The sequence below is a fragment of the Ralstonia flatus genome (assembly GCF_958439105.1).
Lineage (GTDB): Bacteria > Pseudomonadota > Gammaproteobacteria > Burkholderiales > Burkholderiaceae > Ralstonia > Ralstonia flatus.
This window is the reverse complement of record NZ_CAUDLI010000015.1, coordinates 1-22,207: the sequence shown is the minus strand read 5'-3', so window position 1 is coordinate 22,207 and position 22,207 is coordinate 1. Positions and strand designations below refer to the sequence as shown.

Annotated in this window: 23 protein-coding genes; 2 read left to right on the top strand and 21 right to left on the bottom strand. The window is 65.3% G+C overall.

Annotated elements, in window-relative coordinates; all coding sequences use genetic code 11:
• The first annotated feature begins 25 nt into the window (after window positions 1–25).
• On the top strand, window positions 26–760 hold the full coding sequence (locus tag R2676_RS25025) for an aspartate/glutamate racemase family protein (RefSeq protein ID WP_206272250.1): 735 nt from the start codon (window positions 26–28) through the stop codon (window positions 758–760).
• A 28-nt stretch (window positions 761–788) separates the two neighbouring features.
• Window positions 789–1,529, top strand: coding sequence for a GntR family transcriptional regulator (locus R2676_RS25020; protein ID WP_316857663.1), 741 nt, complete (start codon window positions 789–791; stop codon window positions 1,527–1,529).
• Window positions 1,530–1,661: 132 nt separating this feature from the next.
• Here R2676_RS25020 and aceA read toward each other — a convergent pair whose 3' ends face one another.
• The 21 genes from aceA to R2676_RS24915 all read right to left on the bottom strand — a co-directional run bounded on the left by aceA (window position 1,662) and on the right by R2676_RS24915 (window position 21,395).
• Complete coding sequence (aceA, locus tag R2676_RS25015; RefSeq protein ID WP_024975843.1) at window positions 1,662–2,966, bottom strand: isocitrate lyase; 1,305 nt, start codon at window positions 2,964–2,966, stop codon at window positions 1,662–1,664.
• A gap of 386 nt (window positions 2,967–3,352) precedes the next feature.
• Entirely contained in the window at window positions 3,353–3,772 is a 420-nt protein-coding gene (locus R2676_RS25010; RefSeq protein ID WP_206272249.1) for a gamma-glutamylcyclotransferase family protein, read from the bottom strand.
• On the bottom strand, window positions 3,769–4,266 hold the full coding sequence (gene rraA, locus R2676_RS25005) for a ribonuclease E activity regulator RraA (protein WP_206272248.1): 498 nt from the start codon (window positions 4,264–4,266) through the stop codon (window positions 3,769–3,771). The genes R2676_RS25010 and rraA overlap by 4 nt, the downstream gene beginning before the upstream one ends.
• A gap of 46 nt (window positions 4,267–4,312) precedes the next feature.
• Window positions 4,313–6,028: a thiamine pyrophosphate-binding protein gene (locus R2676_RS25000; protein ID WP_206272247.1), complete on the bottom strand. Its 1,716-nt coding sequence runs from the start codon at window positions 6,026–6,028 to the stop codon at window positions 4,313–4,315.
• Between the two features lie 67 nt (window positions 6,029–6,095).
• Window positions 6,096–6,926 carry a LytR/AlgR family response regulator transcription factor gene (locus R2676_RS24995; RefSeq protein ID WP_206272246.1) on the bottom strand — a complete coding sequence of 277 codons (831 nt, stop codon included), beginning with the start codon at window positions 6,924–6,926 and terminating at the stop codon, window positions 6,096–6,098.
• 3 nt (window positions 6,927–6,929) lie between these two features.
• On the bottom strand, window positions 6,930–8,204 hold the full coding sequence (locus R2676_RS24990; RefSeq protein ID WP_206272245.1) for a sensor histidine kinase: 1,275 nt from the start codon (window positions 8,202–8,204) through the stop codon (window positions 6,930–6,932).
• The gene (locus R2676_RS24985; protein ID WP_206272244.1) at window positions 8,204–8,515 is read right to left on the bottom strand and encodes a 2TM domain-containing protein; all 312 of its coding nucleotides are present in this window, start codon (window positions 8,513–8,515) and stop codon (window positions 8,204–8,206) included. The genes R2676_RS24990 and R2676_RS24985 overlap by 1 nt, the downstream gene beginning before the upstream one ends.
• 129 nt (window positions 8,516–8,644) lie before the next feature.
• Complete coding sequence (locus R2676_RS24980) at window positions 8,645–9,604, bottom strand: CysB family HTH-type transcriptional regulator (RefSeq protein ID WP_027677519.1); 960 nt, start codon at window positions 9,602–9,604, stop codon at window positions 8,645–8,647.
• A gap of 41 nt (window positions 9,605–9,645) precedes the next feature.
• Window positions 9,646–10,755: a sulfate/molybdate ABC transporter ATP-binding protein gene (locus tag R2676_RS24975; protein ID WP_027677520.1), complete on the bottom strand. Its 1,110-nt coding sequence runs from the start codon at window positions 10,753–10,755 to the stop codon at window positions 9,646–9,648.
• The gene (gene cysW, locus R2676_RS24970) at window positions 10,752–11,732 is read right to left on the bottom strand and encodes a sulfate ABC transporter permease subunit CysW (RefSeq protein ID WP_206272243.1); all 981 of its coding nucleotides are present in this window, start codon (window positions 11,730–11,732) and stop codon (window positions 10,752–10,754) included. The genes R2676_RS24975 and cysW overlap by 4 nt, the downstream gene beginning before the upstream one ends.
• A gap of 1 nt (window position 11,733) precedes the next feature.
• On the bottom strand, window positions 11,734–12,648 hold the full coding sequence (gene cysT / locus R2676_RS24965; RefSeq protein ID WP_027677522.1) for a sulfate ABC transporter permease subunit CysT: 915 nt from the start codon (window positions 12,646–12,648) through the stop codon (window positions 11,734–11,736).
• Window positions 12,649–12,765: 117 nt separating this feature from the next.
• Complete coding sequence (locus R2676_RS24960) at window positions 12,766–13,440, bottom strand: RBBP9/YdeN family alpha/beta hydrolase (RefSeq protein WP_206272242.1); 675 nt, start codon at window positions 13,438–13,440, stop codon at window positions 12,766–12,768.
• Between the two features lie 7 nt (window positions 13,441–13,447).
• Complete coding sequence (locus R2676_RS24955; RefSeq protein ID WP_206272241.1) at window positions 13,448–14,332, bottom strand: EAL domain-containing protein; 885 nt, start codon at window positions 14,330–14,332, stop codon at window positions 13,448–13,450.
• A 40-nt stretch (window positions 14,333–14,372) separates the two neighbouring features.
• On the bottom strand, window positions 14,373–14,588 hold the full coding sequence (locus R2676_RS24950) for a TOBE domain-containing protein (RefSeq protein ID WP_004626558.1): 216 nt from the start codon (window positions 14,586–14,588) through the stop codon (window positions 14,373–14,375).
• Between the two features lie 70 nt (window positions 14,589–14,658).
• Entirely contained in the window at window positions 14,659–15,498 is an 840-nt protein-coding gene (locus R2676_RS24945; protein WP_102067080.1) for an ATP-binding cassette domain-containing protein, read from the bottom strand.
• Between the two features lie 19 nt (window positions 15,499–15,517).
• Entirely contained in the window at window positions 15,518–16,354 is an 837-nt protein-coding gene (ssuC, locus tag R2676_RS24940; protein ID WP_316857665.1) for an aliphatic sulfonate ABC transporter permease SsuC, read from the bottom strand.
• 18 nt (window positions 16,355–16,372) lie between these two features.
• Window positions 16,373–17,536, bottom strand: a complete 1,164-nt coding sequence (gene ssuD, locus R2676_RS24935) for an FMNH2-dependent alkanesulfonate monooxygenase (protein WP_027677527.1) — start codon at window positions 17,534–17,536, stop codon at window positions 16,373–16,375.
• 43 nt (window positions 17,537–17,579) lie between these two features.
• Window positions 17,580–18,611 carry an aliphatic sulfonate ABC transporter substrate-binding protein gene (locus R2676_RS24930; protein WP_102067205.1) on the bottom strand — a complete coding sequence of 344 codons (1,032 nt, stop codon included), beginning with the start codon at window positions 18,609–18,611 and terminating at the stop codon, window positions 17,580–17,582.
• A gap of 5 nt (window positions 18,612–18,616) precedes the next feature.
• A complete protein-coding gene (locus R2676_RS24925; protein WP_206272239.1) occupies window positions 18,617–19,609 on the bottom strand; it encodes a sulfonate ABC transporter substrate-binding protein in 993 nt (330 codons plus the stop codon).
• A gap of 117 nt (window positions 19,610–19,726) precedes the next feature.
• Window positions 19,727–20,350 carry an NADPH-dependent FMN reductase gene (ssuE, locus tag R2676_RS24920; RefSeq protein ID WP_045787849.1) on the bottom strand — a complete coding sequence of 208 codons (624 nt, stop codon included), beginning with the start codon at window positions 20,348–20,350 and terminating at the stop codon, window positions 19,727–19,729.
• Between the two features lie 37 nt (window positions 20,351–20,387).
• Complete coding sequence (locus R2676_RS24915) at window positions 20,388–21,395, bottom strand: sulfate ABC transporter substrate-binding protein (RefSeq protein WP_206272238.1); 1,008 nt, start codon at window positions 21,393–21,395, stop codon at window positions 20,388–20,390.
• Between the last annotated feature and the right edge of the window lie 812 nt (window positions 21,396–22,207).

The following is a 22,207-nucleotide window of genomic DNA, read 5'->3' as shown; positions in this document are numbered from 1 at the left end:
CCGGCGTCATCCACGCATCAACAACATGGACATCCGCATCATCAATCCCAACACCACGACGAGCATGACCGCGCTCATCGGCCGCTGCGCGCAAGCCGCGGCCGCATCGGGCACGCGCATCACGGCGGTGAGCCCGAAGATGGGCCCGGCTTCCATCGAAAGTCATTACGACGAAGCGCTCTCGGTGCCCGGCATCCTGGAAGAAATCCGCCACGGCGAACGCGATGGCGCCGATGCCTACGTCATTGCCTGCTTTGGTGACCCCGGCCTCTACGCCGCACGTGAACTCGCGCACGGCCCGGTAATCGGCATCGCTGAAGCGGCCATGCACATGGCGAGCCTGATCGGCAACAGCTTCAGCGTAGTGACGACGCTCGAGCGCACCGTCGGCATGGCGTGGCACCTGGCCGAGCGCTACGGCATGCGGCATGCGTGCCGCAACGTCCATGCAAGCGACCTGCCCGTGCTGGACCTGGAGAAACCCGGCTCCAACGCACGCCAGATCATCCTCGAAGCCTGCCGCATCGCGCTCGCGCAAGACCGAAGCGACTGCATCGTGCTCGGCTGTGCCGGCATGGCCGACCTCTGCGAAGACCTGACCGCCGAGCTGCACGTGCCGGTCATCGACGGTGTGGTGGCTGCGGTGAAGCTGGTCGAGGCGCTGGTCGGCATGCGGCTTTCCACCAGCAAGCGCGGCGACTGGGCCCGGCCGCTTCCAAAACCCTATACCGGGATGCTTGCCCCGTTTGCGTTGGCGTAGCGCAAAGCGGAGTGGAGCATTTGCTACCATGCACCATTCCGCTTTTTCTTCTGCACCGCCACCTGCCATGCCCGCACCCGCACGGGAACCTGCCGACAGCCAACCGGCTGCCGAACCGATCTACCAGGGCCTGCTGACGGCCATCATGGAGCACCGACTGCCGGCCGGCACCAAGCTGGTCGAAGAACGGCTGTGCGAAGCGACCGGCGCCGGCCGGCCGCGCATCCGCCAGGTGCTGGCGCGTCTGGCGCATGAGCATCTGGTGACCCTCGTGCCGAACAAGGGCGCGTTCGTCGCGCAGCCTTCCGTGAAAGAGGCGCGCGACGTTTTCCAGACTCGCCGCATCATCGAACCCGAACTGGCCAGCATGCTGGCAAACGCGTGCACGCCGGCAAAGGCCAAACGCCTGCGCGAACACATCGCGGCAGAACACGCCGCACGCGAACGCGGCGATCGGGCGGCCACCATCCGTCTGTCCGGCGAATACCACGTCCTCATTGCCGAGATGGCCGGCAACCATGTGCTTGAACGGCTGACGCGCGAGGCGGTGTCGCGCACCTGCCTGATCATCACGCTCTATGACCGCCCCGGCCTGCCCGCCTGCCCAGAGCACGAGCACGACACCCTGACCGAAGCGATCGCCACCGGCGATGCCGCGCGTGCGCACGACCTGATGCGGGAGCATCTGGAGCACATCGAGCACTCGCTCGACCTGCACGCGACAGCCACGTCGGCGCTGGATCTGGAATCGATCTTCAAGCGCGCCTGAGCGGCCACGCCGTACAGGTCGCAATATCGCGGACGAAAAAAAACCGCGCCGTTGAGGAAGCGCGGTTCGAGAGGCCGGCGTGTGGTCAGCACGGCCGGCCCGGATACCCAGGTGCCGGATGCGTCGGCAGCCTCAGGCAACCTTCTTGGCTTGCGCCGTTTCTTCGAAGAATTGTTCGTCTTCCGTCGAGCCCTTCAGCGCCGTGGTCGACGCCTCGCGTTCGATGGTCTGCGTCACCGCGTCGAAGTAGCCCGTGCCGACTTCGCGCTGGTGCTTCACCGCGGTGAAACCCTTTTCCGCCGCCTTGAACTCGGCCTCTTGCAGTTCGACGAATGCGCTCATCTGGTTGCGGGCATAGCCGTACGCCAGGTTGAACATCGAGTAGTTCAGGGCATGGAAACCGGCCAGCGTGATGAACTGGAACTTGTAGCCCATCGCGCCGAGTTCCTTCTGGAATCGGGCGATCGTCACGTCGTCCAGGTTCTTCTTCCAGTTGAACGACGGCGAGCAGTTGTAGGCGAGCATCTTGCCCGGGAACTTGGCGTGGATGGCTTCGGCAAACTTCTTGGCGTATTCCAGATCCGGCTTGCCGGTCTCGCACCACACGAGGTCCGCCACTTCCGCATACGCCAACCCACGGGAGATGGCCTGCTGCAGACCCGGCTTGGTGCGGTAGAAGCCTTCAACGGTGCGCTCGCCGGTGCAGAACGGCTTGTCGTTCTCGTCCACATCGGTGGTCAGCAGGTCAGCGGCTTCTGCGTCGGTGCGGGCGATCAGCACGGTCGGCACGCCCATCACGTCGGCAGCCAGACGCGCGGCCACGAGCTTGCTCACAGCTTCGCGGGTCGGCACAAGCACCTTGCCGCCCATGTGGCCGCACTTCTTCACGGCGGCCAACTGGTCTTCAAAGTGCACCCCGGCCGCGCCGGCCTCGATCATGGCCTTCATCAGTTCGAACGCGTTCAGCACGCCGCCGAAACCGGCTTCTGCATCCGCCACGATCGGCGCGAAGAAGTCGATGTCGTCCTTGCCTTCCGACCATTGGATCTGGTCAGCGCGCTGGAACGTGTTGTTGATCTTCTTGACAACCTTGGGCACCGAATCCACCGAGTACAGCGACTGGTCCGGATACATCTCGCCATTGCTGTTGGCATCGCCCGCAACCTGCCAGCCCGACAGATAGATCGCCTTCAGGCCCGCCTTCACCTGCTGCATGGCCTGGTTGCCCGTCAGTGCGCCCAGGGCGTTGACGAAGGGCTCGTTGTTGATCAGGTCCCACAGCTTTTCGGCACCCCGCTTGGCCAGCGTGTGCTCGATCTGCAGCGAACCGCGCAGGCGCACCACGTCTTCAGCCGTATAACCGCGCTTGATGCCCTTCCAACGCGGGTTGGTATCCCATTCCTTCTGCAGCTTTTGCACTTCGAGTTCGCGTGACATCGCACTCTCCTGTTTGATCGCATCCATCAAATAACCGGTAACTCACTCTGCGCCTTGAGCCGCTGGCGCCTTCTTGGGGCGCCGCTGGGTGGCTCAAGTCATATGTCTTATATAAGAGTGTAGAAACGGGCAGTGCAACGCAACAAGGAGAAGATGTTTCCGAGCGCAAGTTTTTACTTCTTAATTTTCAAAGGGTTACGATCAATATTCCACGATACGGAAAGATTTTTTCCATGATGAAAGACAGGGATGGTGCTGTGCGATGCGGAATTTTTGCGGACCAAAACCTCTTTCCGCATTATGAAAAATGACAGATGCCTGCTCGTCACATTGCAGGGGCACAAAAAACGCCGCAGATGCGGCGTTTTTTTGAGCGTCTAGTCACGTCAGGTGCGCGCCAAGCGATGCGCCACCCAATCGCCGCCCGTAATCACAGCACGCCCGGCAATGTGTTTGGGGCTGACCGGATACACAATGCAGTCGACCGGTTCGCTGCCCAGCATGACGGCGTGGTTCTCGCGCAAGAACAGCGCGTCCCCGCCCGGGTAGACCTCTTCGATCTCGTCCAGCACCGGAACGAGCGCCGCGTTGATCCGATACACATCGCCGCGCACGGCGGTGCCTGTCGGGTCCAGCACGAGGCCGGGGTACGCACCAAAGTCGTACAGGCGGCCGTGCAACATGGCCGTACCGAGCAGCTCCGGCTCGGGAATGCCGCGCTTTGCAGCAGCAACCCGCAGGTCGTTCGCCTCACCGGCACGCAGCGTGCCGTAGACGAACACATGGATGGCATTGGCGTGGTTCATTCGAGCATGTCCTGCGAAACCAGCACGCCGTCTTCATCGGCATAGACCCACTCGCCGGACTGGATGTACGCACCCGGCATCTGCACGCCCACCTCGCGCTGCCCGGCGTTCTTCTTGATGCTCTTGCGCGGATGCACCGCCAGGGCGTGGATGCCGACGTTGCATTCGGCCAACTCGCGCGTGTCGCGCACGCAACCGTTGAGCAGAATGCCCTCCCAACCGTTCTCTTCGGCCAGCTTGCCGAGGTTGCCGCCGACCAGCGCGCAGCGCAGCGAGCCGCCGCCGTCGATCACCAGCACGCGGCCAGCGCCCTGCTCTTCCAGCGCGGCGCGTACCAGGCCGTTGTCCTCAAACACCTTGAGCGTGGAAGCCGGGCCGGCAAACGCGGCGCGCTTGCCAAAGCTGCGGAAGACCGGCGCGAGCACGCGCAGGCTTCCGTACACCAGCTTGTCTTCGTGCATGTCGCACAGGTCGGTTACAGGAATCATCGTCATGGCAATGAGTGGATGGCGTTGGCGAAAACGAAAAATGAAAGCGGAATCAACTGCGTGACTGCGCGCGCAACGAATCGATCGTCGCGCGCGGGCTGATGATGTTTGGATCGGTCTGCACTTCGATGACGGTGGCAACGCTTGCCGCCAGCGCGGCTTCCATCGCCGACTGAAACCCTTCGAGCGAGCGCACCGTGTGCCCCTCAGCGCCGTAGGCTCTCGCCAGCGCGGCGAAGTCCGGGTTGCGCAGCTCCGTACCGCTGACGTGCTCGGGATACTCGCGCTCCTGGTGCATGCGGATGGTGCCGTACATGCCGTTGTTGACCACGATAAAGATCACCGGCGCGTTGTACTGCATGGCGGTCGCCAGCTCCTGGCCGTTCATCAGGAAGCAGCCGTCGCCGGCCATGCAGATGACGGGCGTGTCGGGGCAGACGATCTTGGCCGCCACCGCAGCCGGCGCTCCGTAACCCATCGCCCCGCTGGTTGGCGCAAGCTGCGTACGCGAGCCTGCCGCCAGCGGGCCATATTGGTAGAAGCGATGCAGCCACGTGGCGTAGTTGCCTGCGCCGTTGGTCAGGATGCTGTTCTGCGGCAGGCGCTCGCGCAGCCACTGCATGGCGCGGGCCATGTCGATGCCCTTGCCACCGAACGGCGGCGGCGCGATGTTGGCGCGGTAGTCGGCGTTGGCGGCCTCTGTCCAGGCGGACCAACGCGGCGGCGCATCCGGCGACACGCCATCCAGCGCCTCGGCAATCGCCGGCATCGACGCGTGGATCATCAGATCGGCCTGGTAGACACGCCCCAACTCTTCTGCGCCGGCATGCACGTGAACGAGCGTCTGCTTGGGCCGCGGCACATCGAACAACGTATAACCGGAGGTCGTCATCTCGCCCAGGCGTGTGCCGATGGCGAGCACCACATCAGCGTCTTTCACGCGCGCCGCGAGCTTCGGGTTGATGGCGATGCCGACATCGCCGGCGTAATTCGGGTGGCGGTTGTCGAACAGGTCTTGCCGGCGGAACACGCAGCCCGCGGGCAGATTCCATCGCTCGGCAAAGGCTTGCATGCGGGCGGCCGCTTGCGGCGTCCAGCCGGAGCCGCCGAGCAGCAGCATCGGGCGCTCGGCGTTCTGCAACAGCGTCTTCAGTTGCGCAAGGTCATGCGGGGCCGGCCACGCCATCGCGCGAGGCATCGGCGGTACATCGGCCACGGTGGCGACCTCGGTCAGCATGTCTTCGGGCAGCGCCAGCACAACCGGGCCGGGCCGGCCTGCGGTGGCAGTCTGGAAGGCGCGTGCGATGTATTCGGGGAGGCGCTCGACGCTGTCGATCTGCGCGACCCACTTGGCCATCTGGCCGAACATGCGGCGGTAGTCGATTTCCTGAAACGCTTCGCGGTCGACGAAATCGCGGCCGACCTGCCCGATGAAGAGGATCAGCGGCGTGGAGTCTTGAAATGCGGTGTGCACGCCAATGCTGGCGTTGGTGGCGCCCGGCCCGCGCGTGCAGAAGACGATGCCGGGACGGCCGGTGAGTTTGCCGTAGGCGTCGGCCATGTTGGCGGCGCCGCCCTCTTGCCGGCAGACGATGAAGCGTGCGCGGTCGCGGCGCTGGTAGAAGCCTTCGAGGACGGAGAGGTAGCTCTCGCCGGGCACGCCGAACGCCAAATCGACGCCGTGGCCCACCAGCGCATCGACAAGAATCTGGCCGCCGTGGCGTGGCTCGGCAACGTTGCTGGCGGGGCGTGCGGCGGGTGTCTCCATGGCGGGTGCTCTCGTTCTCGATCCGTTGACGACACGAAGGATCATAGCGGAGCCGCCGCCGCGGCGACTACATCTGCCGGAACAAATGCGCGTATTGCCGCGCGACGGGCAGCGTCTCGGTGCGCCCGCGTATCTTCAGCCCCAGACGACCTAGCGACAGATGCACGGCGCTCGACACATGCGCCACGTTGACCACCGTACCGCGATGCACCTGCCAGAAGTGCTCGGGGTCGAGCTGGGTCAGCAGCTCGCGCAGGCTGGTGCGGATGAGCGATTCGCCACTGCCGGCCACCACGTTGACGTATTTGTCGGTCGCTTCCAGATAGATCACGTCGTCCACGGGGATGAAGCGCACCTCCTGCCCGACCAGCGCCTTGATAAAGCGCAGATACCCACCCTGCGGTGTGGCTCGCGTTTGGGCCGCGCCCTGCAGCCCGGCAAGGCGCTCGACGAGTTCAGCCAGCGTCTGCGCCGGGTCCGTGGCGGCGGTGGCGTTGCCGTTCGGGCGCGCGCCGAGCCGGTCCTTCAGCCGCTTGACGGTCTCGGCCAGGCGCTCGGTCTGCACGGGTTTGAGCACGTAGTCGACCGCGGCCTGCTCGAAGGCGTCGAGCGCGAACTGGTCATAGGCCGTGACGAACACCACGAGCGGCCGGTCTTCCCGGGCCGACAGCTCACGCGCCACGTCGATGCCCGACAACCCCGGCATGCGGATGTCGAGGAAGACCACATCGGGCACCTCCCCGTCGGCCGCATCGTCAATCACGTCGAGCACGGATTGGCCGTCGTGCACGGCCGGCAGCAGCGTGGCATCAGGCCACAGCGCCGTCAGCTCGGCGACGAGGTTCTCAGCCAGCGCCGGTTCATCGTCGGCAATCAGCAAGCGGGGGGAAGCAGGCATCGATCAGGTTCCGGCAGATGCGCGCGCAGAGAGCGCGCCGGTGGCAGTGGCATTGGCCGTGGCGGCGGAGCGAGAGAAGCGGCAGCGCCATTCCGGCGCGTCGGCTTGAGACGGTGCAGGCGCCGTTTCATGCGCCAGCGGTAATTCGACGATGATCGTCACGCCGTGCGGCACGGTCTCGGCGATCGTCAGGCGCGCGTCGCCATCAAACAGGCGCGACAGACGTTCACGCACGTGCGTGAGCCCCAGCCCCGAGCCCGTGGCACCGTCGTTGCCGAAGCCGACACCCGTGTCGCGCACTTCCAGCACGAGACGCTCGCCGTCATGGCCGGCAGCCAGGCGCGCAGACAGGGCAATCTCGCCGCCCTCGCGCGCGGGCTCGATGCCGTGCACCACGGCGTTTTCCACCAGCGGCTGAATCAGCATGGGCGGGATGACGATGTTGGCGATGGCATCGTCCAACGCCAATGAAAAACGCAGCCGATTGCCGAAGCGCAGCGCCTGGATGTCGAGATACGCGCGCAGCAGCGCAAATTCCTGCGCCAGCGTGCACTGCTCGGCGCGCGCGTGCGAAAGCGAACTGCGTAGAAAGCCGATCAAATGCTGCAGCAGACGCCGCGCGCCGGCCGGGTCGCGCGCAATCAGCACATCGACGTGCGCCAGCGAGTTGAAGAGGAAGTGCGGTTCGATCTGCGCCTGCAGCGCCATCAGTTGCGCCCGCACGACCTGCTTCTCGGCCTCTTCGCGCTCAAGCGCATCGAGCGCGGCCTGGCGCTGCAATGCCGCGAGCTTGCCGCGCGACCAGTAGAAATACGTTGCGCCAAGCGCGGCCAGCATGGCGATGATGAAACTCATGCGCAGGCTGTCCGCGCGCCAGGGTTCCGGGTTGACGCTATTCAGGCACAGGATGGTGCGCGCCGCCCATTGCCCGAACGGCACGCCAATCAGCACGGCGCCCACCACAATCCACGGGAAGACCTTCTTGTTGGGCGGGCCGTCGCCCCACAGCACGTGTCGCGGGATATCGATCAGCGCAAACATCGACACGCCGATCGCTTGGCTGAACACGAAATCTTTCCAGAACGATTCTTCCGGCCGAATGCCGAAGGCCAACACCGCCGCGATCAGCGTATTGATGATGGCGATGATGAGCAGCCCCTTCCCCGCCCGCACGACGAAGCGCAGGCAATCCGCAAGCGAAGGGAACGACACATTGGCGAACATGCGGGCGATCTTACCGGAGGCTTCCCCGGCGTTGAAGCTTGGGGTTTCCCGCATCACTGGCGGCCGGCTTGCTCGCGCAAACGGGCGAGTTCCTGCTCGACCATGCGCTGGTAACCGTTGCCCTGGCTCCAGGCTAGGCTCAGGCCGTGTGCGGCCAGACCCATCCCCCACCCCAGCAGCGGCCAGACAAACCAGAACTGGCCGCGCGACAGCGCAATCACGGCCAGCCCGGCGTTAATCGCCAAAAACGACAGCAGGTGAATCCGGAACCCCAGGCGCGCGCCGGCGCGGTGGCGAGCCCGGCGCAGCAAGGCGGCGTCGGATTCGGTCGATGGGGAGGCTTGGGTATAGGGCACGGCGGACATGGCGGTCTCTAGTGGAACCGAGGATGTCCGCAGTATAGGAATGGCGCCCAGGCAGGCGCCATGCCGATGCGACGAATGGTGCGATTGGACGGATGAACGGTGCGCAACCGGCTCCGCCCCGGGGGACGATTACGCCGCCAGCGCTTCCCGCGCGGATTGCGTCACCACCGTGGAAGCCACCGCTTCGGCCACCGTTTCGCGCGACAGATGCGGCGCGAACATCCCGATGAAGTCATGCGCATAGCCGCGTAGATACGCGCCACGGCGCACCGCCACACGCGTGGTGTTCGGCTCGAACAGGTGATCGGCCCCGATGCAGACGAGGTTGTCGTCCTTGCGGCCGTCATACGCCATCGACGCGATGATGCCCACGCCCACATCCAGCGCCACGTAGGTCTTGATCACGTCCGCATCCATGGCGGTCAGCACGATCTCAGGGTGCAGGCCCGCGCTGGCAAATGCCGCGTCGATGTTGCGTCGGCCCGTGAAGCCCGCGTCGTACGTGATGAGCGGATACTGCGCCACGTCTTCCAACGTCGGGAGCGGATTCTTCGTCAGCGGATGGTCCGGGCTGACCACCAGCACGTGACGCCAGCGGTACGCCTCGAACGACGTCAGCCCCGGCTCGTTGGCCACGGCTTCGGTGGCGATACCGATATCGGCCTGCCCCGTCAGCAGCAGCTCGACGATGTGCGAGGGCGACGCCTCCTGCAGCGCCAGCGTAACGTGCGGGTATTCCTTGCGGAACGACTGCACCACCTTCGGCAGCGCATAGCGCGCCTGGGTGTGCGTGGTCGCCACGGTCAGGCGGCCGGATTGTCGGCCGGAGAACTCCTCGCCGGCCTGGCGCAGGTTTTCGGCTTCGAGCAGCAGCCGTTCGACAATGCGGACGATCTCGCGGCCCGGTTCGGTCAGGCCCGTCAGGCGCTTGCCGTACCGCTCGAAAATCTCCACGCCAAGCTCATCCTCCAGCTCGCGAATCTGCCGCGACACGCCGGGCTGCGACGTGTACAGCGCGTTGGCGACTTCGGTCAGGTTGAACTGGCGGCGCACCGCCTCGCGGATGGAACGCAGTTGCTGGAAGTTCATGGCTCGTGTCCTCTCGTATTGGTTGTCGTCGGAGCGTCGTGTTACACGGCGGCTTGCGCGACGGGCCGTGCATTGCCTTGCGCGAACACGCGGATCGCGCGCGGGCGCACCACCAGCGTTTCGCCTTCACGGAAACCCTCGGCGCGGAAGCGCTCGATGGGCAGGGAGACTTCGATGATGTCGTCGGTGTCTTCGCGCTCCAGCTCAAGCTGCGCGATGGCGCCCAGCGTGAGCGCGCGGCGCAGCGTCACGGGAATGCCCTCGGCGCCCGGCGCATAGCGCTCGAGGTCGATTTCATGCGGGCGCACGAAGGCCACCGCCTGATCGGCGCGGGACGAATCCACACCGCCCGACGGCACGGCGATGGCCGAATCGCCCACGTGCAGCACGCTGCCGCCCTCGCCCTCTTCCAGGCGGCCGTGGAACAGGTTCACGTTGCCGAGGAAGCCGTACACGAACGGCGTGGCCGGCGTGTTGTAGACCGCATCGGGGCTGCCGACCTGCTCCACCTGGCCGCGGTTCATCAGCACAACGTTGTCTGCCACTTCCAGCGCCTCTTCCTGGTCGTGCGTAACGAACAGGCTCGTGACATGCAGATCGTCGTGCAGGCGACGCAGCCAGCGGCGCAGCTCCTTGCGCACCTTGGCATCGAGCGCGCCGAAGGGCTCGTCGAGCAGCAGCACGCGCGGCTCCACCGCCAGCGCGCGTGCCAGGGCAATCCGCTGACGCTGCCCGCCAGACAGCTGCGGCGGGTAACGATCGGCCAGCCAATCCAGCTGCACGAGTTCCAGCAGCTCCTTCACCTTGGCGCGGATCTGCGCTTCGCTCGGCCGCTGCGCACGGGGTTTCACGCGCAGGCCGAACGCCACGTTCTCGAACACCGTCATGTGCTTGAACAGCGCGTAATGCTGGAACACGAAGCCGACCTGGCGCTCGCGCACATGCTGGTCCGATGCGTCTTCGCCGTTGAGGTGAATCGTGCCCGAATCGGCATGCTCCAACCCGGCGATGATGCGCAGCAGCGTGGTCTTGCCGCAGCCCGACGGGCCCAGCAGCGCAGTCAGTTCGCCCTGCTTGAAGTCGAGCGAAACATCGTTGAGGGCAACGAAGTTGCCAAAGCGCTTGGTGATGTGTTGAACCTGGATGCTCATGCTGCGCTCCCTTCCAGCGGAGATTGCACGGAAATGTGCGAGTTCGAATGGGATGTCGGTTGTTCCACGCGCTGGCCCGGACCTTCGCCCACGCCGGCATCAGCATCAGCCAGTTCCCGACGGCTGCGCCATTCGACCAGCGTCTTCAGCGCCAGGGTGACAAGCGCCAGCAATGTCAGCAGCGACGCCACGGCAAACGCGGCCGCAAAGTTGTATTCGTTGTAGAGAATTTCCACGTGCAGCGGCATCGTGTTCGTCAGCCCGCGAATGTGGCCCGACACCACCGACACCGCGCCAAACTCGCCCATCGCCCGCGCGTTGCACAGGATCACGCCATACAACAGGCCCCACTTGATGTTCGGCAGCGTTACGCGAAAGAACGTCTGCCAGCCCGAGGCGCCGAGCACGATGGCGGCCTCTTCCTCTTCGCTGCCTTGCGCCTGCATGAGCGGAATCAGCTCGCGCGCCACGAACGGAAACGTGACGAACACCGTCGCCAGCACAATGCCCGGCACCGCAAAAATGATCTTGAAATCATGATCGGAGAGATACGGCCCGAACCAGCCCTGCGCACCGAACAGCAGCACGTAGATCAGGCCGGCAATGACGGGCGACACCGAAAACGGCAAGTCGATCAACGTCAGCAGCAGGTTCTTGCCGCGAAACTCGAACTTGGCAATCGCCCATGCCGCCGCCACGCCAAACACCACGTTCAGCGGCACGGCAATCGCTGCGGTGGTCAGCGTCAGATAGATCGCCGAAAGCGCATCGGGCTCGATCAGCGCCTGGAGATACACGTCGACGCCCTTCTTGAACGCCTCGACAAACACGCTCGCCAGCGGCACGAACAGGAACAACGCCAGGAACACGAACGAAACGAGGATCAGCGTTGCGCGCACCCAGGCGGATTCTGCGGTGGCGCCCCGGCGGCCACCAGCGGGCGCCTGACCAAGTTGACGGGAAACAGTACCGGCCATGTCAGGCTCCAGCTGCCGCGTTGGCGGTCGGGGGTTCGGGGGCGCGCTCGATGGCGTCATTGCGATTGCCGCGGCGGCGCGTCCACGCTTGCAGCAGATTGATCACCAGCAGCAGCGTGAACGAGATACCGAGCATGACGACGGCAATGGCCGTGGCGCCCGCGTAATCGAATTGCTCCAGCTTGGAATAGATCATCAGCGGCGTGATCTCGGAAACCATCGGCATGTTGCCGGCGATGAAGATGACCGAGCCGTATTCGCCGGTGGCGCGCGCAAAGGCCAGCGCGAAACCGGTCAGCAATGCGGGCAGCAAGGTCGGCAGGATCACGCGAGTGAAGGTCTGCCAGCGCGTGGCGCCCAGGCTGGCTGCCGCCTCTTCCAGTTCGGCCTCCAGATCTTCCAGCACCGGCTGCACCGTGCGCACGACAAACGGCAGGCCGATGAACGTCAGCGCCACCACGATGCCCAGCGGCGTGAACGCAACCTTCAGCCCCAGCGGTTCCAGCCGCGAGCCGATCCAGCCATTCGGCGCATACAACGCGGTGAGCGCAATACCGGCCACCGCGGTCGGCAGCGCAAACGGCAGGTCGACCAGCGCATCGATCAACCGCTTGCCCGGAAAGCGATAGCGCACCAGCACCCACGCCACGATCAGCCCGAACACGAGGTTGATCACCGCGGCGATCAGCGAAGCCCCGAACGTCAGCTTGTATGACGCCACCACGCGCGGCGCGGTGACGGTCGTCCAGAACGCATCCCACGTCATGGTGAACGTCTTGAGGACCGTTGCCGACAGCGGGATCAGGACGATCAGCGCCAGGTACAGCAGCGAAAACCCCAGCGCCAGCCCGAAGCCGGGCAGCACATTGGCGGGCTTACGCCGCTTGGAGGAAAAAAACGCGGAAGGCAGGCTCATCAGCGCACCGATAAAAATGGCCGCAGAGCAAAACACTGCGGCCGATATGCAGATGAACCGATTGTGGCGGACTGTTCTTATGACGAAAACGAATATTTGCGCATGTGCATCATCGTTTTAGATATAAGGGGTGCTCGGTAAGACATCCCACTGCGCTTGCCAGTCGGCGCCGTCGCGGGTGGTGTCTTGTGCACTTGCGCGGCCGATCAGGCGATCGAGCAAGGCCAGGCCGGCGTCCCATTCACCGAGGTTGGAATCGGCGTTGATATGGCCGGCTTCGCCGGCATCCACGAATTCGGTGCCCCAACGCCCGGCCCAGTCGATGGCGCTGCCTTGCGGCATCCACGGGTCATTGCGGCTGGCGACAAGCGTGGCCGGGAACGGCAGCGTGCGCCCGGGAAGCAGATCCCGCACGCCGAACTTGTCCGGATCGGCCGGCGCGACGAGCAACACCGCCGCCACCGCCTCCTTGGTCTGGACCGCCCAATGCAATGACGCCAGGCAGCCGAAGCTATGCGCCACCAGGATGACCGGGCGCCTGCTGCGCGTGGGCGGACGCTCGGCAAGCGCCGCATGCACCGCTTCACCCACACGGGCCGACCAGCGCGGCAGGTCAGGCGTCGACCAATCCGTCTGCTCCACGCGGCGCCACGCCGGGAAGCGCTGCTCCCAGCGTGTCTGCCAGTGGCCGGGGCCGCTGCCATGCAAGCCGGGAACGGTCAGGATGACGGCGTCTGCCGGCCACTGCCAGGCGGGTGCGTCCGATGCGGTTGCGGGTGCGCTGCGTGCCATGTCGTGCTCATTGAGTCAGAGAAAGGCCGGCCGCGGATTGCTGCTGTTGCACCAACGGCGCCTGCGCCATGGGCACCACCTGTGGCGCGGGCGCAGGGTCCGGCTCAGCTTCCGCGCCGGGCAGGATGCTGCCCTGCACATACGTGATACCGGCGGCCCGGGCCAGTTCCAGGTCGCTCGGGCGCTCGCAGCGCCGCAAGGCCAGCGTCACGCCTAGCTCGCGTGCCGAATCGGCCAGCGACACCACGTTCCGCGTACGCCAATCGCGCCGCGCATCGAGCTTCAGATAGGCGGGCTTGGCATGCACGAGCAGCGCGCCAGCCTCCGCCGGGTCCGACGCCTGCACGGCGACGGCAAAACCGTTGCGCCGGTAGTTGTCCACCACGAACAGCAGCAGCCCCAGATCGTCATTCGCCGTCGACGGCACCTGGATGACGAACTGCTCGGGATGCAGCCCCAGCGCCGTCACCGCACGGTGGAACGCCTTGCCGTGGTCGGCCGCCACCGCTGCCAACAACCGGCCATGCACATTGACGACCAGCCGCCCCGCATCGGTGCGCGAAAAATAGTTGAGCGTATGCACCAGCCGGCACAGGCGGTCCAGTTCAACCAGCGTGTTGTCATCCGACGCCAGCGAAAACACCTTCCACGGGTTCAGGCCCAGCTCGCCGTCGCGCGTCCACGTGCGCATCAGCGCTTCGTGGCCGGCGGGCGTCAGCGCGCCATCGGCGGCAAGCTGCCAGACCGGCTCAAACAGGCTGGTGAGCGCGCAGTGGAAGAACTGACCTTGCACGCGGCCGGTGGCGTCACGCCACAAGTGACGATCTGGCGCGGGCGCGTTCGGCAATGTGCCGAGAAATTGTGCGACTGCTGTGGTGTGCATCAGGCTCATGGGTGAGGCTCCTTGTTGGGTCGCCGTCTCCTCCCCGTCCTTACAGTTTGGCGATCGAGACTTCAGTCGCCTTCACCAGCGCAACCACTTCGCTGCCGATCTTCAGGCCAAGGCTGTCGACCGAGCGCGTCGTAATGACCGAAGTGACGATGCCGGCCGGCGTCTCCACGTCGATCTCCGAGAGCACGTCGCCCCGGATGATCTCCTTGATCTGCCCACGGAACTGGTTGCGTACGTTAATCGCTTGAATGCTCATGATGTTCCTTCTTAGGTGACAACGGCACTACGTGCCAATGAATGTTTTCAGGAGAAAGGTTTGCAGCGCCTTACACGGCCCAGCGCACCGCAGTGGCAGACACGTCGAAGGGTGATGCCCACGCCGTGTGCGGGCGCACATCGGTCACTTCGTTCGGATCGGTCTTGCGCTGCATCACGCGGTTGAGGATCGCTTCTTCCAGCCGGGCAAACGCGGGCGAACCACGATGGCGCGGACGCGGCAGGTCGATGCGCTCGTCCAGCGCAATGCGGCCGTCTTCGATCAGCACCACGCGGTCGGCCAGCGCCACCGCCTCGGCCACATCGTGCGTGACGAGCACGGCCGTAAAGCCCAGGCGTTGCCACAGGCCTTCGATGAGGTTCTGCATATCGATGCGGGTCAGCGCGTCGAGCGCGCCCAGCGGCTCGTCCAGCAGCAGCAGGCGCGGCCGATGCACCAGTGCACGCGCCAATGCCACGCGCTGGCGCTGCCCGCCCGACAGGCGTGCCGGCCATTCACCTGCCCGCTCGGCCAGACCCACTTGCGCGAGCACTTCAGCGGCCTGCGCGCGCTGTGTTTTCGGCAGGCCGAGCGCGACGTTGTCGAGCACCTTCTTCCACGGCAGCAGGCGCGCATCCTGGAACATCACGCGGGCATCGTCGTGCAGGCCGTCTTCGGCGTCGCCATCGCGACGCAGGTGGCCATCGTCGATGCCTTCCAGCCCGGCGATGAGCCGCAGCAGCGTGCTCTTGCCGCAGCCGCTGCGCCCGACGATGACGACAAACTCGCCCGGGGTGATGTCCAGATCGATACCGTGCAGCACCTCACGGTCGCCATAGCGTTTGACGACGTGCTCGATGTGCAAGGCGGTGCCGGCCAGCGCGGCGTGTTCAGTGGCGTTGCTTTGCATGCGTCTCTCCAATTCAGCCTCAGGCCGCTGCTTGATAGCCAGGGTGCCAACGCAGCCAGAAGCGCTCCAGCGCACGCGACAGCAGATCGGCCAGCTTGCCCAGCAGCGCGTACAGCAGGATGCCCAGCAGCACCACGTCGGTCTGCAGGAACTCGCGCGCATTCATCGTCATGTACCCGATGCCGGCCTGCGCAGACACCGTCTCCGCCACGATCAGCGTCACCCACATCAGGCCGAGCGAAAACCGCACGCCCACCAGGATCTGCGGCAGCGCCCCCGGCAGGATCACCTCGCGATACAGCTGCGCACGCGAGAGCCCGTAGCTGCGGGCCATCTCCACCAGGGCCGGATCGACCGAGCGGATGCCGTGATACGTGTTCAGGTAGATCGGGAAGAACACGCCCAGCGATACCAGGAACAGCTTGGCCGATTCATCGATGCCGAACCACAGGATCACGAGCGGAATCAGCGCCAGCACGGGGATGTTGCGGACCATCTGCAGCGTGGTGTCGAGCAGGGTCTCGGCAGTGCGGAAGGTACCGGTCAGCAAGCCCAGCGCCAGCCCCAGCGAACCACCGATCGCAAAGCCCAGCAGCGCGCGCCACGTGCTCACGGCCACATGCGTCCACAGCTCACCCGAGCGCGCCAGCGCCACGGCGGATTTCGCCACGTCCAGCGGTGCCGGCAGGATGCGGTTCGACAGCCAGCCCCACTGTGCCGAGGCCTGCCACAGCACCAGCAGCACAAGCGGCACGATCCACGGCGCCAGGCGTTGCTGGGCGGTGCGCAGGAAGGCGTTTGCGTTTGCCTTAGCCTTCGGTTTCGATGTTGATTTGGATTTCGACTCGGATGCCATCGCCCTGCTCCTCTCGGCTCAGCTTGCCGCCACGCGCGGCACGATGCCGGTGGCAATCACTTCGCCAAACGGGCCGTTCAGCACGTTGCCCGGCAGCTTGTCGCGCACCGAGCGCGGCAACAGCGGGAACACCAGTTCAGCAAAACGGTAGGCCTCTTCCAGATGCGGATAACCGGACAGCACGAACGTATCGATGCCCAGCTCGGCGTATTCCTGCATGCGCGCGGCCACGGTTTGCGGATCGCCCACCAGCGCCGTGCCGGCACCACCGCGCACCAGACCCACGCCGGCCCACAGGTTCGGGCTGATCTCCAGATCGGCACGCGTGCGCTTGACGCCATTGGCATGCAGCGCGGCCATGCGCTGCTGGCCGGCTGAATCCATCTTGCGGAAAGCCTCCTGCGCACGTGCGACGGTGTCGTCGTCGAGCTTGCTGATGAGCTTGTCTGCAGCAGCCCAGGCTTCATCGTCCGTCTCGCGCACGATCACGTGCAGGCGGATACCGAAGCGCACGGTGCGGCCATGCTTGGCAGCGCGCGCCCGCACGTCGGCCAGCTTCTCGGCCACGGCGGCAGGCGGTTCGCCCCAGGTGAGATACGTGTCGACCTGCTCGGCTGCCAGTTCGTGCGCCGCTTCCGACGACCCACCGAAATACACCGGCGGATGCGGCCGCTGCACGGGCGGATACAGCACCTTCGCGCCCTTCACGCTGAGATGCTTGCCGGTGTAATCCAGCGCGGCGCCTTCGTGGCTGGCCGCCAGCGTTTCGCGCCAGATGCGGATGAATTCTTCCGAGGCTTCGTAGCGTTGCGCGTGGTCCAGGAACAGGCCATCGCCGGCCAGCTCCGACGGGTCACCACCGGTGACGAGGTTCACCAGCAAGCGGCCGTTCGACAGACGGTCGTACGTGGCGGCCATGCGGGCGGCCAGCGTCGGCGCCATCAGCCCAGGGCGCACCGCCACCAGGAAACGCAGGCGCTTGGTGACGGGAATCAGGCTCGCGGCCACGATCCACGGGTCTTCGCACGAGCGGCCGGTCGGAATCAGCACGCCCTCGTAGCCGAGCGTATCGGCGGCCACGGCCACCTGCTGCAGATAGGTTTGATCGACCTGGCGAGCGCCCTCGGCAGTGCCGAGATAACGGCTGTCGCCGTGCGTCGGGATGAACCAGAAAACTTGCATGACAGCTCCTTGGACTGTGTTGTTCTCAGATCAACGCAACAACTCAAGCGCGGGCGATGGCCAGTTGCGCCGGGGTCGGGTGCCAGACCAGTTCGATCGGCTTGACCGGGCGCGGAATCAGCCCCAGCCCGTGGAAGGCATCGGCCACGCGCTGCTGCTCGGCCACCGCTTCGGGCGTGACCGGCCGCACGGGCGAAGGCGGCCGGCGCGACAGGAACAGATGCACCGTCGCCAGCGACAGCCCGGAGAAATCTGCAATGCGCTGCGCGGCTTCCTTGCGGTTCTCCTGCACGAGGCGATCGGCGCGCGACAGCTCTGCAAAGATGGCGGCGATGGTGTCGCCGTGCTTTTCCGTAAAGGCCGTCGGCGCGAAGTAGAACGAGTTGTTGGACGACAGCGTGCGCCCGGTGGCCAGCACGCGCGGCTTGATCGCCAGTTCCGTGGCGGCGTAGTACGGATCCCAGATGCCCCAGGCGTCGACGCTGCCGCGCTCGAAGGCGGCGCGCGCATCGGCCGGCGTCAGGTACACGGGTTGGATGTCGGCAAAGCTCAGGCCGCCCTTCTGCAGGCCCCGCACGATCAGGAAATGCGCGCTCGAACCCTTCTGCAGCGCCACGCGCTTGCCCTTCAGGTCGGCCAGCGTCTTGAGCGTCGAATCCTGCTGCACGAGGATGGCCGAGCTGTCCGGCTTGGGCGGCTCCACGCCGACGTAGCGCAAATCCTTGCCGGCAGCCTGCGCGAACACCGGCGGCGTATCGCCCGTGATGGCGAGGTCGAGACTGCCCGCAGACAGCGCTTCGAGCTGCTGCGGCCCGGCCGGAAACTCCAGCCAGCTGATCTTGGTGCCCGGAAAGCGCTGCTCCAGTGCCCGGTTTTCTTTCACGATGACCAGGTTGACCGCGCTCTTCTGGAAACCGATGCGCAGTTGCGCGGGCGGCGTCACCTTGGGCAAGCCTGCCGCGGCCGGGGCGGCGGTTGCGGCATTGGCAGCGTGCGCGACCGGCCCGAGCGTGGCCAGCGAGGCGCCTGCCACGGTGGCGCTCAGCAAGCGGCGGCGTTGGATGTCGATCGTCATGGCAATCAGCGCGCGGCCTGTTGGGTGGTCGGCTGCCACGCAGCATCGGCCACCTTGACGGGACGCGGGATCAGCTTGAGTGCGTGGAACGTATCGGCAATGCGTTGCTGGTCGGCCAGCGCCTCGGCCCCGACCGGCTGGATGCCGTAGGCAATGCGCGACACCGAACGCGCCACCACGGCCGGCTCCAGGCCGAGCTGCGGGCCGAGAATGGTCGTCACATCCTTCGGGTTGGCCGCGGCCCAGGTGTCGGTCTTCTTCAGTTCATCCAGCACGATGTTCAGCACATCGGGCCGTGCGCCCGCATAGCCCTTCGAGGCCAGGAAGTACTGCGAGTTGTTGACCACGCCCGTGCCGTCGGCCAGCACACGCGCGCCCAGCTGCTGTTCAGCCGCGGCAAAGAACGGATCCCAGATCACCCAGGCGTCGACGGCGCCGCGCTCGAAGGCGGCGCGCGCATCGGCGGGCGTGAGGTACACGGGCTGGATATCGCTGTAAGGCACGTTGGCCTTTTCCAGCAGCTTCACCAGCAGGTAATGCACGTTCGAGCCCTTGTTGAAGGCGACGCGCTTGCCTTTGAGATCGGCCACGCTCTTGAGCGGCGAAGTCTTCGGCACGATGATCGCCTCGCCGGTGGGCGCAGGCGGTTGGTTGCCGACATAGACGAGATTCGCGCCGGCAGCCAGCGCGAAGATCGGCGGCGCTTCACCCGTGGTGCCGAAATCGATGGCGCCCACGTTCAGGCCTTCCAGCAGCTGCGGGCCCGCCGGAAACTCGGTCCACTTCACTTCGATGCCCTGCGCGGCAAGGCGCTTTTCCAGCGTGCCGCGTGCCTTGAGCACCGTCAGCGTGCCGTATTTCTGATAGCCGATGCGCAGTTGCTTGGCAGCGGTCGGGGGCGGCGCATCGCTGTTGGCAAATGCGGCGGGCGCGCCGAGCGTGGCAAGCAGCGTGGCGGCAATGGTCAAAGTCCTGCGCAGGGGCGAGTGGTTTTTCATGGCAAGTCCGGTCGATGCGGGGTGTATGGGCGGCACGGTCCGCGCGCAGCGGCTGCGCGGCGTGACAACAACGGGAAAGCAGTGAGCGGCGTGTGTAACGGCGGCGCGGTCAGCGCATCACGCCAGACATCGCATTCGTTCTTCGTCGGCGGCCTGGAACGTGGCACGCACCGCGCTGCGGCTCGAAACGATGACCTGCGCCACGGCCGGATGCCGTGCCAGCGCCAGTGCCTGGTGCACGCGCTCCACGCCGTCATCCAGGCGCTGCTGCAGCGCTGGGTCGACGCTCACGCCGTCGTCTGCCACAACGATCTGCGAGTCGACTGCAAAGATGCCGGGCAGGATCGAACGCGCCGCCAGCGCCGTCAGCACGGGGCGCAGCGCATAGTCGATCGCCAGCGTATGGGCGAGGCTGCCGCCGGTGGCAATGGGCAGCACGACCTTGTCGCGCAGGCCGCTCTGCGGCAGCAGATCGAGAAATGTCTTGAGCAGCCCGCTGTAGGCCGCCTTGTAGACCGGCGTGGCGAGAATCACCACGCCTGCCGCTTCCACCCGCGCCACCGCATCGGCGATGGCGGGGTCCGACACCTGCGCGCCGAGCAGCGCGTCGGCCGGAAGGCTGCGCAGGTCCAGGTGGTCCGCCTGCTCGCCGGCGCGTTCGAGCTGCGCACGCACGTGGCCCAGCAGGCGCGCAGATCGCGATTGCGCCGAAGGGCTGCCGGAAATCGTCAGGATTTGCATGATGCGGATCACCCGATGTCGTTACGTCGTGTGGGCCTTACTTGCCCGGTTGATAGAGCTGGTCAAACTGCCCGCCGTCGGCAAAGTGCGTCTTCTGCGCCTTCTGCCAGCCGCCGAACGTGTCGTCGATGGTCACAAGCTTCACCTTCGGGAATTCGCTCTCGTGCTTCTTCGCCACGGCCGGGTCGGTCGGGCGATAGAAATTCTTCGCACCGATCTCCTGCCCTTGCGGCGTGTACAGGAACTTGAGATACGCCTCCGCGGCCTTGCGCGTGCCCTTCTTGTCGGCCACCTTGTCCACCACCGCCACCGGCGGCTCGGCCAGGATGGAAATCGACGGCACCACCACGTCAAACTTGTCCTTGCCTTCCACGCGCGCCGCCAGCAGCGCCTCGTCTTCCCACGCGATCAGCACGTCGCCGATACCGCGCTCGGTAAAGGTGGTGGTCGCACCGCGCGCGCCCGAATCGAGCACCGGCACGTTCTTGTAGAGCTTCTGCACGAAATCCTTGGCGGTGGCGTCCGAACCGCCCGGCTGCTTCAGCGCATAGGCCCAGGCGGCGAGGTAATTCCAGCGTGCACCGCCGGAGGTCTTCGGGTTCGGCGTGATGACGGCGATGCCCGGCTTGACCAGGTCATTCCAGTCCTTGATGCCCTTCGGGTTGCCCTTGCGCACCAGGAAGACGATGGTCGACGTGTACGGCGAGGCGTTGTGCGGCAGGCGCTTCTGCCAGTCCTTGCCGGTCAGGCCCTTCTCGGCGATCGCGTCGATGTCGTAGCCCAGCGCCAGCGTCACCACATCGGCATCCAGCCCGTCGATCACGGAGCGCGCCTGCTTGCCCGAACCGCCATGCGAAGCGCGCAGGGTGATGTCCTCACCCGTTTCGGCCTTCCACTTCTTGGCAAATTCAGTGTTGATTTCCTTGTACAGCTCGCGCGTCGGGTCGTACGACACGTTCAGCAGTGTCGTTGCCGCATGCGCACCCACGGTTCCCCCCGCCACGATGGCAGCCGCGATGGTATTGAACAAAAACTTGCGAATCATCTTGCAGCTCCGTTTCTGATCTCTGATGGATTTGGAATAGGAGCAAGACTACCGAGCGGGTCTTGTACGGGGAACGAATGGTTTCAGGGAATGTTCATCGTTTTTTGCATAAAGGCGCGGTTGGGGGCTGCGCGGATGCAAAGCAAAGGGCCGTGAGCGGGCGTGCGGGCGTGGTGCTTGAGGGTCAAACCCTCGGCGTTGGATGTCGGAGACTCGAGCTTGGGCCTTGGACAGCGGGACTCCAGGGGTTTTGGGTGGAGGTCGGGCCTTGGAGAGACGTTGGGTCGACTGTTTTTGGGTGGCGCTTGGGGGTTGGAGGGTGGAACTTGAGGGTTTTAGGGTGACGTTTGGGTGTTGGAGGGTGGAACTTGAGGGTTTTAGGGTGACGTTTGGGTGTTGGAGGGTGGAACTTGAGGGTTTTAGGGTGACGCTTGAGTGTTGGAGGGTCGAGATTGAAGGTTTGGGGGTGGAGGTTGGGTCTTTGGGGGTGGAGCTTGAGGGTTTTAGGGTGGAGTTCGGGGCTTGGAGGGTGGGACTTGAGGGTTTTAGGGTGGGGCTTGGGTCTTAGACGGTGGGGCTTGAGGGTTTTGGGGTCGCGGGGGGAGTGTCAGGATTTCGGTGTTCAAAAGGGGCTTCCTTGCCCCGGGCGGTTTTTTGTTGGTGGTGCATCCCTTGTTTCATCCCCTGCCGGGGCTGACTCACTTGTAGTGGTCCAATTTCCTCGGACAAGTCGATAGGCGGACAATGAGCCACGACGAGGAAAAAGCAATGGCAAGAGAGAGACGGCAGTTTGACGCGAGCTTCAAGTTGGA